Source organism: Ornithinibacillus sp. 4-3 (assembly GCF_040958695.1).
Classification (GTDB): Bacteria; Bacillota; Bacilli; order Bacillales; family Amphibacillaceae; genus CALAMD01.
Genome location: NZ_CP162599.1, coordinates 3,187,667 through 3,200,963 on the forward strand (window position 1 = coordinate 3,187,667; position 13,297 = coordinate 3,200,963).

Consider the following 13,297-nt stretch of genomic DNA (forward strand, 5'->3'; position numbering starts at 1 on the left):
TTAAAATAGGTTCATGCTAGTGCATCTATATTAATGAAGCTTTATTGCAAATGTTTTTATTCTACTTAAGCTTGATCATTTTCCTCATATGCTGCTACTTGCTTAGCTACTTTTTCAGCAGTGTCGGCGATAAATGTAATATGTCCCATCTTACGCTTTTCTTTTGCCTCTGCTTTCCCGTAAAGATGTACATGTCCATTTTCGGATGTTTGCATATGATTAAGTACATCCTCCATATGCTCTCCTAGAATATTTACCATGACAGATGGTTGCAATAATTCAATTGGTGTTAGTGGTAAGCCACAAATTGCACGGATATGCTGTCCAAATTGAGAAATATTACATCCTTCTATTGTATAATGCCCTGAATTATGTGGTCGTGGAGCCATTTCATTTAAATAAATATCATCCTTATAAACGAACATTTCAATGGCAAATGTCCCAACAATATTCATTTTTTCTCCAAGTAGCTTTGCTGCTTCCATTGCTTTTTCTTGTACAACTGTACTGATAGCTGCTGGAACTGTTGTTTTATATAAAATATGATCTCGATGTTCATTTTCAGCTATTGGAAAATATGCTATTTCACCTGTTTGTGAACGAGAAAATACAACTGATACTTCTTTATCAAATCTAATCCATTGCTCGATAATACATGGATGATGAGCGTCAGCAAATTTAATTGCATCTTCTATATCTGCTACGGATTCAATTTTCAACTGACCTTTTCCGTCATATCCGCCACGACAAGTTTTAATCACTGCTGGAAGATTAAATTCTGTTAATGCTTGTGCACATTCTCCCCCATTATGAACAATAGCAAATTGAGGGATTGGCAAATTCAAATCTTTCATAATTGTTTTTTCTTTTTCACGATTTTGTGTGATTTCTAGTGCATAAGCACCTTGAGGCAGCTTTCCTTTTTCTTCTATATACGTTGCTGCTGTTAAATCCACGTTTTCAAATTCATATGTAACTACATCACTAATTTCTGTTAGTTCCTTAATTGCGTCCATATCATCGTATGCTGCGACAACATGATGATCTGCTATTTGAGCAGTGGGACAATCTGGCGTTGGATCTAGCACAGCAATTTTGTAACCCATATACCTTGCAGCAATTGCCATCATTCGGCCAAGCTGTCCTCCACCAATAATTCCAATCGTTTGACCAGGAAGTGTTACTTTAATATTCGGCAAGGTTGTCCCTCATTTCTTCTACTTTAGTTTGCATATTTCTTCGATATTCTTGAAGATTTTCTGCAATTCCTGTATCGAAAGCTCCAAGAATTTGTGCTGCAAATAATCCAGCATTCGTTGCTCCAGCTTTACCGATTGCCATGGTTGCAGTCGGGACCCCACCAGGCATCTGTACAATAGATAATAAAGAATCAAGTCCATTTAATGCTCGGCTTTGTACAGGAACGCCAATAACAGGCAAAGTTGTCTGTGATGCCACCATGCCTGGTAAGTGTGCTGCTCCACCTGCGCCTGCGATAATTACTTTTAATCCTCTTTCGCGAGCAGACTTTGCATATTGAAACATTTCATCTGGTGTACGATGTGCAGAAATAACATCTTTTTCATAAGTAATTCCTAATTCGTCAAGAACGTCACATGCGTGCTTCATCGTCTCCCAATCAGAAATACTTCCCATAATAATGCCAACCGCTGTCATACAATCCCTCTTTCTTCAAAAATATTCAATTTTATTATCAAGTTTAAAATATAATCATTTCTTTATCAGCTAGTCGAAAAAAGTAAAACTTTGGTTTATCTATTCCCTTTTGCCTCTCATTTTAATCCTGAAAAAGACAAACAAGGTTGTTATTAAATCCGTGTTCAAAAAGGACGATAAAAAGGACCAAGAAGTTCAAGGCGGCGTAGCTTTGAGTAACGGAACGTATGTTTTTAGATACGTGAGTAACGGAAAAGCAAGCCAACGCAGAAATTCGCCATGTCATTTTTATTGGGCTTTTTGAACATCCTCTTTAAGAAAACAACCTACGTTTTAACTGATATATAGCATAACAAAATTTGAAGAATACTGTCAATAAAACATCGAACATTTTTATTCATTTTAATATTAATGTTCGGTTTTTGCTGTTTTTTGTTCAAATTTCTTCACACAAAATTCATAAAACAGGAATTACTTGCTTAAAACTATAACTAAATTCGTACATAAAATCTGTTTACATAAAAGCACAAAGTTCAACCGTTTATTTACGAATCATTTTAAAAGTTGCCGTACTATGTGCAAGCAATTTATTAGTCTCATCATATAATTTGCCTTCTACCAACGCAGTCGAGCGAGTTCGATGCACAATATTCGCTTCTGCATAAACCTTGCCATTCGTTACTGAGCTTAAAAATTGAACATTCATCTGCAAAGTTACTGATCCATCCATACCGATTGTTCTTGAGGTTAATCCCATCGTTGAATCAAGTATGGTCGCATAGATACCACCATGAAGCGTTCCATTAACATTTAGTAATGAAGGATGAATATTTAACTCTGTTTTTGCTGTTCCTTCTTTTATTTCAATAATATGTATCCCTAAAAACTGCCAAAAAGTACTTTCATTAAATTCTCTTTCTAACCTTTTTAATCGTTCTTCCATAACTTCACTTCCTTTTAATACTTCCCACCGATTTCCCAAATATCTTCAACGATACCATTTCGTACACACATAAAACGTTGATATAAATTCACTGTTGGATCACAATGTGGAGCAATCACTTCTACACGATCGCCAAGCTGGATAGAAACCTCTGCTTCATTAAAGCTTAATCTTCCATGCTCATCCCCTGAGAATTGAAAATCAATTTTCTGATTCCCTTTAATTCGTGGATTAAATGTTCGATCTGTTGCCATCGCCTTTAATCCAGCATCAATGGTTGCAATACCAGAATGATTTTTGCTTACAACTGTAGCTAGTACAGTCAATGCATTATCAAAATCATCATATTCTGCTTTTTCTTTACCACCAATTAAATGATAATCCGTATCCATGAAAATATAAGAGCCTACTTGAAGCTCTGTCATCACACCAAAGGTCGGATCAATATTATATGTCCCTGTACTTCCACCAGTCATAATCTCTACTGGATAGCCCATTTCTTTAAGCTTTAAAAAGGTTTCCATTCCTGGTGTCATTGCTTCCTTTGAATGACGATAACGCTCTTGATACCCATGAATATGTGCTGATTTACCGCTATAGCATTGGACTCCACATAACTGGATATGTGATTGCTTCATAATACAATCCGCCAATGCAATCGTTGCTGCTCCAGCAGCAACTCCTGTACGATTTAGATTTGGGTCAATATCAATAAGTACATTTAATTTTACGTTCGATTGACAAGCCACTTCATTCAATTGTTCTACATGTAATGCATTATCTACTACTGTTAGAAGGCTTGGTTGTTTTTGAGTCAATGCTACAAGCCTTTGGATTTTCTCACGCCCAGCCATTGGTGATGTAATTAAAACCCCTTCCACTCCTGCATCTACCATTGCTGTTGCTTCTTGAATGGTTGCTGTACAAATACCCACAGCCCCAGCAGCTAATTGTCTACGAGCAATCTCTGGGGATTTATGCGCCTTTGAATGAGGACGAATATAAATCCCAACTTGTTTTGCATGCTCACTCATTTTCGTAATATTTTTTTCGAATAAATCTAAATCCAATAATAGAGATGGCGTTGGTAGTTCCTCAACGCTTTTCCCTAGATACTCCCGTCTATATTGTTCGATAGATGTCATGTGATGCCCCCTCCTAAGCTAGGTCTTGAAGACGAATAACTTTTCCTGATGTTGTACCTGTATACTCATTCTGCTTAATGGTTATTTCTCCATTAACAATAACGTACTCTATTCCAATTGGAGCTTGCATAGGATCTTCATAAGTTGCTTGATCTGTAACTGTTTTAGGATCAAAGATAACAATATCTGCCCAATAATTTTCACGTAGTAAACCACGGTCATGTAATCGCAAAAATTGTGCAGGTGCCGCTGTCATTTTTCGAATTGCTTCTGCTAAGGTAAATACCCCTTCTTCACGTGCATACTTCCCAAGCACTCGTGGAAATGTTCCACTCACTCGTGGATGTGGACGTCCACCAAATATTCCGTCTGAACCTACCATTTGTAGCTCATGCTTCATTCCATAAATAATATCTTCTTCAAATCCCCATTCCACAATCATTGTCACTGCTGCATCTTCTTCAATTAATAAATCAAACATGGCATCAAAAGGATCTTGTTTACGCAGCTCAGCCACTTCGTACATTGTTTTTCCTTCTAAAACTTTATTCGCTTCCGTAGCAACAAAATTTATAGTAATCTTCTTCCATTCATTTTCATCTTTAAAATTCTTATAACCACGTGAAACATCATAATCTGCTTTCACTTGAGCCCGTGCTTTTGGATCCTTTAAACGCTCTAACATTTTCCCGGTGCCACCTGCATGCATCCAAGCTGGTAATATGGATAGCAGAACTGTTGAACCATGCACATAAGGATATTGATCAAATGTCACTTCAATACCTTCTTCACGTGCTTCCATCATCTTATTTAAAAATATTTCGTATTTATCACGATTTCCTTCGCCCGCTACTTTAAAATGTGAAATATGCAAACGTACACCAGATTGTCTAGCAACATCAACTACTTCATCTAAAGCTTCTAGACATGTATCGTCTTCATTACGAATATGCACAACAAGTGATCCATGATATTTCGCTGATCCTTTACAAATCTCAATTAGTTCATCTTTATCTGAATATAAATTCGGCGTATATTCAAGCCCTGTCGATAAGCCAACAGCACCTTGACGCATTCCTTCTTCCACAAGCAAACGCATTTGCTCCATCTCTTCCTTTGTTGCAATACGTTCCTCAAATCCCATAACTAAAGAACGCACAGCACCATGTGGCACTAAGTAAAGCGCATTACAAGGGATAGATGATTTTTCTAAAAAAGCTAAGTACTCTGCAATTGACTCCCATGGCCAATCACCAATATCTCCGTTTAACGCTTTTAGTTGTTGCTGCCATAATGGACGAGTCTTATCAGAAACAGGTGCTACAGATATCCCATCTTGGCCAAGTAATTCTGTTGTCACCCCTTGCCTCAACTTTACTTTTTGCATCTCTGGCTTTGTGCAAAGTAAATCTGAATGGGAATGTGCATCAATAAAACCAGGAGATACAGCAAGATTCTTAGCATCGATAATTTGTGTTGCTTCTGCGTCGCCTAAGTGCCCAATCTTTTTTATTTTTCCATCCTTTATTCCTAAGTCAAGCTGTGTTGCTGGATTCCCTGTTCCATCATAAATTTGTCCATTTTTAATAATTAAATCGTACATAAAAAAAGAACACCTTCCTTAAATTTTAATAGAAAAATCCTTAATCCAACTTAATTTTACTGAACATTTCTTATTCACTATAATCTTCCAACTAGCGTTGCTATTCCTTCTTCTCTATTATACAATAAAAATCAATAACGGTAGTTAATGGAAAGAGATTTCATTTAAACTTTTGAGGGGTGAAGTGCTTGGTTATTTATTACAAAAATGGCTTTATGGAAAGAGAAAATGCAAAAGTTGATATCGAAGATCGTGGTTATCAATTTGGAGATGGAATTTATGAAGTAGTCCGAGTCTATAATGGAAAGTTCTTTACATTAGATGAGCATTTAGCGCGCTTTGTACGCAGTGCAACAGAATTACATATCAAGCTTCCTTTTACTGTAGAAGCATTAACAAACTTATTAGAGCAGCTAGTTGAAAAAAATGAATTAATCAACGGTTATGTATATATCCAGTTAACTCGAGGCGCAGCTGATCGTATCCATAATTATGCTGATAACTTAGAGCCAGTATTGACGATGTATTCAACCGTACGTGAAAGAGCCTTATCAGATATAGAAAACGGTGTTGACGTATATTTACATGAAGATATTCGCTGGTTGCGCTGTGATATTAAAAGCTTGAATTTACTTCCAAATACCTTAGCAAATACTGCAGCTAAAAATAAAGGTGGTCATGAAGCAATTTTACATCGTGGGGAAATTGTTACAGAAGCCAGCGCAAGTAATATTTTTATCGTAAAAAATAATGAGTTAGTTACACACCCTGCTAATAATCTTATTTTAAATGGAATTACTCGTGGGAAAATATTGCAAATAGCGGAGGATTTGAAGATTCCTGTAAAAGAAGAAGCTTTTACAATTGAAGAATTATTCGCTGCGGATGAAGCATTTATAACGAATACTGGTGTTGAAATTGGACCAATTAACCATGTGGATGATAAAGCGATTGGCACTGGGAAGCCTGGGCCTGTTACTCGTAAATTACAGAAAGCTTTTGAAGCATTATTACCAAGTTAAAAATCAAGTTATTTAATGAAGTATCCTAGGTAAATTTAGGATACTTCATTTTTTACGAGAGAAATGCCTAATCATTCTCCTTATCCTTATTAACTTGCTCCACTTGATTTGTGTCATCTGTTTCTAATGCTTCTTTATGTTCAACTGGTTCGCTACTTTGTGGTGGTTTATTTTCTTCCGGCTTCTTATTTTTATTCTTAAATAATCTTCCAGCACGAACTTGTTTGACCACAAAACCACCGCGGATTTGTTTTGGTTCATATGAAATAATAAATGCTTTTGGATCAATTTCTTTAATCGACTGATATAGCTTCAATTCATATTTTCTCGGAGTTAAAATTTGCATTGATAATCGATCACCTTCCATCCCATATGAGGACCAACTTGTCACACCATATCCTTTATCGCGTAGCTTACGTGTAAACGCAAGATCTGGATTAGCTGAAACCACATTTACAGTAATATAGCCAAGCGCTAGTTTTTCTTCAATGATTGAACCAACAATAATTCCGATTCCAAACCCTATTGCATAAGCAATTAAATTTTGAATTTGATCTAAATTATCTAATACTAAACCAAGTCCTAAAATATAAACAACAATCTCAACCATACTAACAAGGGCAGCTAAATACCGTCGTCCCTTTAATGTTAAAATCATTCGCATTGTTGAAAACGTAACATATACAATATTAATGATAAGAATAATTAAGACCATTCCATATACATTACTTAATAAACTGCTAAGCATTATGCATCTCCTTTAAAAATCCCAATCGGGAAACTAATGTACTACTTATGTTTCCTTCTTCTGCCGTCATTAAACGGTTAATTTTATGCAAAAGAAAATAGAGGATAGCTAAATTAACTATTTTATACCTCTATTTTCCTGTAAAAACCTACTTAACAATTATTTATTTTTTCAAATTTCCTTTTACATTCTATATTTCAACAATAATCTCCACTTCTACAGATGCATTATTCGGTAACGCATTGGAACCAATTGCAGCACGAGCATGTTTTCCTTTTTCTCCAAATACCGCGTGTAATAAGTCAGATGCTCCATTCATTACTGCTGGCTGATCATAAAAATCATCAGCACTTTGTACAAAACCAAGTACTTTTACTATTTTCTTAATCTTATCTAGATCTCCTAGATGATCCTTTAAAACAGATAAGCAACGGATCATACATTGTTCTGCTGCTTTTTGTCCTTCTTCAACAGAAACCTCAGAGCCTAATTTTCCAGTTGAAACAAGCACTCCATCCTTTGCACAAACTTGACCAGAAGTATAAAGAAGATTTCCTGTTTGGTTGACCGGTACAAATTTATTAGCTGATGGCTGCGCTTCCTCTAGAGTAATGTTCAATTCCTTTAATCTCGCTTCAACAGACATTTTATCAACTCTCCTTATCGATTTCTTATTCTCACTTATTTTATCATAATATTATTAAAATTGCTTTTTATGAAAATCGCTCTAATCTCTAAAATCAAATATAGGTAAAATTAAGTTTATCAACACTTGTAAGGAGATTATGATAATGAGATAGTTGCTTATTTATGAAATAATCTCCTAATACATAGAATATCTAATTGATAGATTTTTAAAGCTATTTCACTATAAGCAGTTGGTAAAACAGTATATGAATAGATGACAACAAACATTAGAGAAAAATTTAAAGAACAAATTTATGCAAAACATTTATACTTTTTTAATCTCTGAAAAAACTTTGAAGTTTAATTACTAAGAAGTTATTGAAGATCTATTAAATTATGCATTGTTAGGAATCATTTATTTAGAAAGTTAATTGGTGAAGCATTTACCGTTTTAGCAAAAGTTTTATAGATGATACAAAGCCAATAAAAGTGCACAAAACAGGTTGATTCACTACACTTTTCGTTTAAATTCAAATATGCTACAGTTAAATACTAATACATCAAAGAAGGCTTGGCTTATTATGAAAAAAAATATTATCAGTAAATTTTCCATTGGCTTATTAGTTATCTTTATCCTTACAATCTTTGTAGGGATTATATTTCTAGCATTTATGGGGTTCTTCAAGTTAACAGATGTAATCTATGAATCTTATACATCATTATTTTTATTCGTTTTATTATTTATTGGGATTAGTCTTATTTTGGAAGGCGTCTCCAAATTAGTCATTTGGGCTTCTACACCAAAAGTAGAAAGTAAGCTGTCTAGTTTTATCCGACGCATGGTGATTGACTCCTTTTGCACATGGTTAGCGCTATACACTGCTGATGAATTTATGACGTCCATTCATGTTCCATTACATATAGAAATTATTATTAGTGTACTTCTCTTTTTATTAGAAGAAATTTTTGATGATCGATACAAAAAGAAGAAAAAGTAGGACGTGATCATTTGTTTTTGAAAAAGATTACTTTATTACGTGACAAAGTTCCTTCTTATCAAAAATATCCTTTTACCATTCCTTCCATTCATCATTTAGGGGAACTGAAAATAACAAAGCCAATTACTTTTTTTGTTGGAGAAAATGGTTCAGGGAAATCAACTTTACTTGAAGCAATCGCAGATAAATGTGGCTTTCATACAGCAGGTGGCGGGCGTAATAACGTATATGAGGTGCATGAGGCAGATGCGGCACTTGGAGACTTTATCCGATTATCCTGGATGCCTAAAATAACAAATGGTTTTTTCCTCCGTGCAGAAACTTTTTATCATTTTGCTTCTTATCTAGATGAAATAGAAGGTGCTGATAGCTTAAAGCATTATGGTGGAAAATCATTACATCATCAATCACATGGGGAATCTTTTCTCTCGTTATTCAAAAATCGCTTTGGCAAAAAGGCAATTTATTTATTAGATGAACCTGAGGCTGCTTTATCACCGCAGCGCCAGCTTACATTTTTAAGAATCCTTCATGACTTAACTAAAGAAAAGGATTGCCAATTCATCATTGCTACACATTCACCAATCTTACTAGGTTTTCCTGATGCAGCTTTAATTGAATTTACGGAAGAAGGATTAAAAGAGACATTATATCAAGACACTAGTCATTATATAATTACTAAATACTTCTTGGAAAATCGAACTCAATATTTAGCAGAAATATTAAAAGATTAGAAGTAAGGAATTTATTGTTCCTCGCTTCTAATCTTTTCCCTTTACATAATGGAAGCTAAAATTGCCTTTTGTGCATGTAATCTATTTTCTGCTTCATCAAACACTACAGAGTTTGGTCCATCAATTATTGCTGCCGTAACTTCTTCTTCACGGTGAGCTGGCAAGCAATGGAAGAAGGAATAATCATCTTTTGCATGAAGAACTAAGGCTTCATTCACCTGATAATCTGCAAAATCCTTTAAACGCTTCTCATTCTCGTCCTCCCAGCCCATACTCGTCCACACATCTGTATAAATCACATCTGCATCTTTACATGCTGCCACTACATCATGTGTTTGCTCAATTTTTGCTCCTGATTTCCCTGCTAGCTCCTGCGCTTTGGCAAAAATCGACTGATCTACTTCATAACCTTTTGGTGTTGTAATAACACAATCCATTCCCATAATTGCACTTCCAATCATTAAGGAATGTGCCATATTATTCCCATCGCCAATATAGGTTAATTTCTTTCCTTCAAAGCTTCCCTTCTTCTCATAAATAGTCATTAAATCAGCAAGCACTTGGCATGGATGATATTCATTTGTTAATCCATTAATAACTGGAACTGTTGCATTCTCTGCTAGCTCTTCGATAATAGAATGTGCAAACGTACGAACCATCATGCCATCCACATAACGAGAAAGAACCTTTGCCGTATCTGCAATTGTTTCTCCTCTACCCATCTGCAGATCATCTTTACTTAAAAATAATGCATGCCCCCCAAGCTGAAACATTCCGGCTTCAAAAGATACACGCGTTCTTGTAGAAGATTTCTCAAAAATCATCCCTAATGTTTTTCCTTCTAATAAACGATGGGGAATGCCGAGCTTTTGCTTTTCCTTTAAATCAATTGCTAACTCAATAAGATACATTAACTCTTCTTTTGAGTAATCCGCTAATGTTAAAAAATCATTTCCTTGTAAATCGTATAATTTCATTTTCAGTTGCTTTACAGTTGTCAAAAAATCACTTCCCTTTTTTATTTTTATACAATTTTCATTATGTTTATGCATTATTATGCAAATTAGTGTTAGGTTTATTCCATCTTATTTTGATTATTCACATGAATTATTTTGAATAAATTAATGATATTTTTCTATTATATAGTGCATAAAAATAAAATCAAGGGTATATTTATAATTTTTTAAATTATTTCATCTGTTTTATCACTTATTTATGTAGTATAAATATACAAAACCTATTTCAGCATTTATTTTCTGGAAAGAAAAATATCCATTAGCTGAATTAATCAGCCAATGGATATTTAATCATAAATTATTCATTATAAATGGGTATTCGCATACGACAAAAAAACCGTCAGCTTAGAACATCTGGTTTAACTTTTAGTCACTTTTTAAATACAAAGCTTGATAACAGACCAAAAAAGCTGGGCAATCAAAGTCTAAAAAAAGTAATTATTGCCCGATATCATTGCCTCTACTTATATTGTATTATAAATTCGAAATAATTTATAGACTTATATATTTATAATTCCTGCACTATAATTTTATACATAAATTTAAGAATATGGGGAGAGATCAGTATGAATGAAAAAAAAGAGCTCTTAGATAGCGGCCCGTTTTTCCATGGTACTAAAGCAGAACTAAAAATTGGAGACTTATTAGAATCACAACACTTGTCTAATTACCAAGATAAAAAAGCTAACTATATATATTTTACTGCAACATTAGATGCTGCTAAATGGGGTGCTGAATTAGCAAAAGCTAATTCAAAAGAAAGAATTTATATTGTAGAACCATTAGGTGATTTTGAAAATGATCCAAACTTAACTGACAAAAGATTTCCTGGAAATCCCACACGTTCTTATAGATCTAAATCTCCTTTGAAAATTGTTGCTGAATTGAGTTCATGGGAAAGGCATTCTGACGAAGCAATAAATCATATGCTTACCTCTTTAAAAAAGTTACGTGAACAAGGTAAAGCTGTAATATACGATTAATTCTTAAAAGCTATAACGTCATGATTTGAGAAAACGAAAATCAATTATAAAGACAAACTGATTTTCGTTTTCCTTACTAAAGTTTACCTAAGAGGTAAAGCTTCACATCTTTTTTACAAGCAACGCTATTTTATTTTAAATTGACATTTGGTGAGATTCATAGAAGTTCTTCTTATCCTGTTATTTCATAAATCTCTTTTACAATGTATGTGTTTCTCCTAAATAGCGATATATTGGTACCTCTTCCCCAGCTTCAACATGGAAGTAATTTTTACTAACAAAGCTGTATGATGATTCTGGCTCTAATGCTAATGCAATTAAGCTCCCTGCTCGCTGTGCACAGCTAATAACATAGCTTCCTTTCGGGAATCTTACCTCACGTTCAACTATTTCTGTTTCGATATTTAATTGCTCACATTTCCCACTAATTTTATGGACATCATAGCATTCTACAGTTAAAACCTCTTCTTCAACAAGACGATCTACTACCACACCTTGCATCACTAACCTTTCAATAAGCCATTGATAGGCAGGCGGCAAAAGATAAGCATTAGGTAATTTCCGTTCTAAAGTTGGAACAGCTTCTGTTTCATCATAGTAGGTTACTGGGATCTCTATGACATCACCTGTTGCAATATCTACCGCTTCTACTGTAAGTCCTTCCATTTCTTGTGCTTCACTTTGCAATACAATAGAACGATTTTCTTCTCCATGTGCCGCTTGATCCACCAGTTCTAGCTTCGCTTCTGCTATTAATGTTTTGATTTCAGCTGCATATTTCTTAGTTGTACGTAAAATACTTGTATGTGTAATGACCTGGCTGGTAACACGACGTAAAAAGTTTTCACGACCAATGCTAATTCCAAGTGATTCTGTTAGGAAACAAAAGCTTGGTTTCAGAGCAAACGCGTTACGCCCTATCCCTATATCTCCACCACCTTCATGAACAACGACCTCGTTATTCTCTGTATGACTAACCGTGAAATAAGTACCATTGGAAATGCCTTCTGCATCTAAAGCGCTAAACACATCCGGTAAGAACCATTCATCAGATTTCAAACGAATTTCAGCTGGAATATTTAAATTTTTCCCTGATAAAATAAGTAAATCATGATATTTTAAAGCCCCTTCTTTTCCTACATGAGGGTAAGCAATATCCGCATCATATTCATGGGCATCAATTACTACTTCTGCTTCAAAACGATTATACGCTTGATGTAGTGCCTGTAATTCTGGCATTTCAAGCTGAACATGATCACGATTACCATTAATTCGCAAAGGCGATTTCTGTTCATGGTAGAACACACTATCTGGATTAATTCGAGGCACGACAACTACATTGACATAAGGTAATATTTCCTCACCTAATGCTTCCTTAGCCAGTTGATGAATAATAACAAGAGCTGATTCCCCTGAAGCCGGTTCGTGTCCATGTACATTCGCCTGTAACCAAACTGTTGGCTTGTCCTTCATTTCCTCTTCATCTTTATTTGTCGTAAAGATAACCATTGGAATTTCTCGACCTTCTAGTGAATTTCCAATAATTTCAAGCTGCATATGCTCTGTATCTGCTGATAGTTCATATAAAAATTTCATCAGCTCTTCTTGTGTAGTAAAATGACCTTCCTCACGAGTGAAGGCTGGTGTTGGATAAGTAATATTTAATTTTGGAAAACGCGCTTTTACTTGCTGAGGTAAAGTATACGATTGGTAAAAGTATGGTGAAAAGTTCTTATTTAATTGTCCTGCTGCGTGAATATTTTTCTTAGACATATATAGTTTCCTCCTCAGATATCATTCT

13 protein-coding genes are annotated in these 13,297 nt (G+C 34.8%); 4 read left to right on the forward strand and 9 right to left on the reverse strand.

The genetic code is table 11. The features are described from left to right. Positions 1 to 65: 65 nt before the first annotated feature. The 5 genes from purK to AB4Y30_RS15580 all read right to left on the reverse strand — a co-directional run bounded on the left by purK (position 66) and on the right by AB4Y30_RS15580 (position 5,368). The gene (gene purK, locus AB4Y30_RS15560) at positions 66 to 1,199 is read right to left on the reverse strand and encodes a 5-(carboxyamino)imidazole ribonucleotide synthase (protein ID WP_368653092.1); all 1,134 of its coding nucleotides are present in this window, start codon (positions 1,197 to 1,199) and stop codon (positions 66 to 68) included. After that, complete coding sequence (gene purE / locus AB4Y30_RS15565; protein WP_368653093.1) at positions 1,186 to 1,677, reverse strand: 5-(carboxyamino)imidazole ribonucleotide mutase; 492 nt, start codon at positions 1,675 to 1,677, stop codon at positions 1,186 to 1,188. Before purE ends, purK begins: the two co-directional genes overlap by 14 nt. Before the next feature lie 541 nt (positions 1,678 to 2,218). Further along, positions 2,219 to 2,620, reverse strand: coding sequence for a PaaI family thioesterase (locus AB4Y30_RS15570; RefSeq protein WP_368653094.1), 402 nt, complete (start codon positions 2,618 to 2,620; stop codon positions 2,219 to 2,221). Positions 2,621 to 2,634: 14 nt separating this feature from the next. Continuing rightward, positions 2,635 to 3,765, reverse strand: coding sequence for a DSD1 family PLP-dependent enzyme (locus AB4Y30_RS15575; protein ID WP_368653095.1), 1,131 nt, complete (start codon positions 3,763 to 3,765; stop codon positions 2,635 to 2,637). Between the two features lie 13 nt (positions 3,766 to 3,778). Further along, a complete protein-coding gene (locus tag AB4Y30_RS15580) occupies positions 3,779 to 5,368 on the reverse strand; it encodes an amidohydrolase family protein (RefSeq protein ID WP_368653096.1) in 1,590 nt (529 codons plus the stop codon). Positions 5,369 to 5,547: 179 nt separating this feature from the next. Between AB4Y30_RS15580 and dat the strand changes: the two genes are divergently transcribed. Further along, a complete protein-coding gene (gene dat, locus AB4Y30_RS15585) occupies positions 5,548 to 6,390 on the forward strand; it encodes a D-amino-acid transaminase (RefSeq protein ID WP_368653097.1) in 843 nt (280 codons plus the stop codon). Positions 6,391 to 6,457: 67 nt separating this feature from the next. Here the strand turns inward: dat and AB4Y30_RS15590 are convergent, their stop codons facing one another. Further along, the gene (locus AB4Y30_RS15590; protein ID WP_368653098.1) at positions 6,458 to 7,138 is read right to left on the reverse strand and encodes a DUF2179 domain-containing protein; all 681 of its coding nucleotides are present in this window, start codon (positions 7,136 to 7,138) and stop codon (positions 6,458 to 6,460) included. Between the two features lie 190 nt (positions 7,139 to 7,328). Then, complete coding sequence (locus AB4Y30_RS15595) at positions 7,329 to 7,784, reverse strand: RidA family protein (RefSeq protein ID WP_368653099.1); 456 nt, start codon at positions 7,782 to 7,784, stop codon at positions 7,329 to 7,331. Positions 7,785 to 8,346: 562 nt separating this feature from the next. On the opposite strand from AB4Y30_RS15595, the gene AB4Y30_RS15600 reads away from it, so the two are divergent. Beyond that, a complete protein-coding gene (locus AB4Y30_RS15600; protein ID WP_368653100.1) occupies positions 8,347 to 8,763 on the forward strand; it encodes a YrvL family regulatory protein in 417 nt (138 codons plus the stop codon). A gap of 11 nt (positions 8,764 to 8,774) precedes the next feature. Beyond that, positions 8,775 to 9,497 (forward strand): AAA family ATPase, encoded by a 723-nt coding sequence (locus tag AB4Y30_RS15605; protein ID WP_368653101.1) that lies wholly within the window; start codon positions 8,775 to 8,777, stop codon positions 9,495 to 9,497. Positions 9,498 to 9,538: 41 nt separating this feature from the next. Here the strand turns inward: AB4Y30_RS15605 and argF are convergent, their stop codons facing one another. Next, complete coding sequence (gene argF, locus AB4Y30_RS15610) at positions 9,539 to 10,474, reverse strand: ornithine carbamoyltransferase (protein ID WP_368655242.1); 936 nt, start codon at positions 10,472 to 10,474, stop codon at positions 9,539 to 9,541. Positions 10,475 to 11,079: 605 nt separating this feature from the next. Between argF and arr the strand changes: the two genes are divergently transcribed. Beyond that, complete coding sequence (gene arr, locus AB4Y30_RS15615; RefSeq protein ID WP_368653102.1) at positions 11,080 to 11,496, forward strand: NAD(+)--rifampin ADP-ribosyltransferase; 417 nt, start codon at positions 11,080 to 11,082, stop codon at positions 11,494 to 11,496. A gap of 198 nt (positions 11,497 to 11,694) precedes the next feature. Here the strand turns inward: arr and AB4Y30_RS15620 are convergent, their stop codons facing one another. After that, a complete protein-coding gene (locus tag AB4Y30_RS15620; protein ID WP_368653103.1) occupies positions 11,695 to 13,269 on the reverse strand; it encodes a M14 family metallocarboxypeptidase in 1,575 nt (524 codons plus the stop codon). Positions 13,270 to 13,297 lie beyond the last annotated feature (28 nt).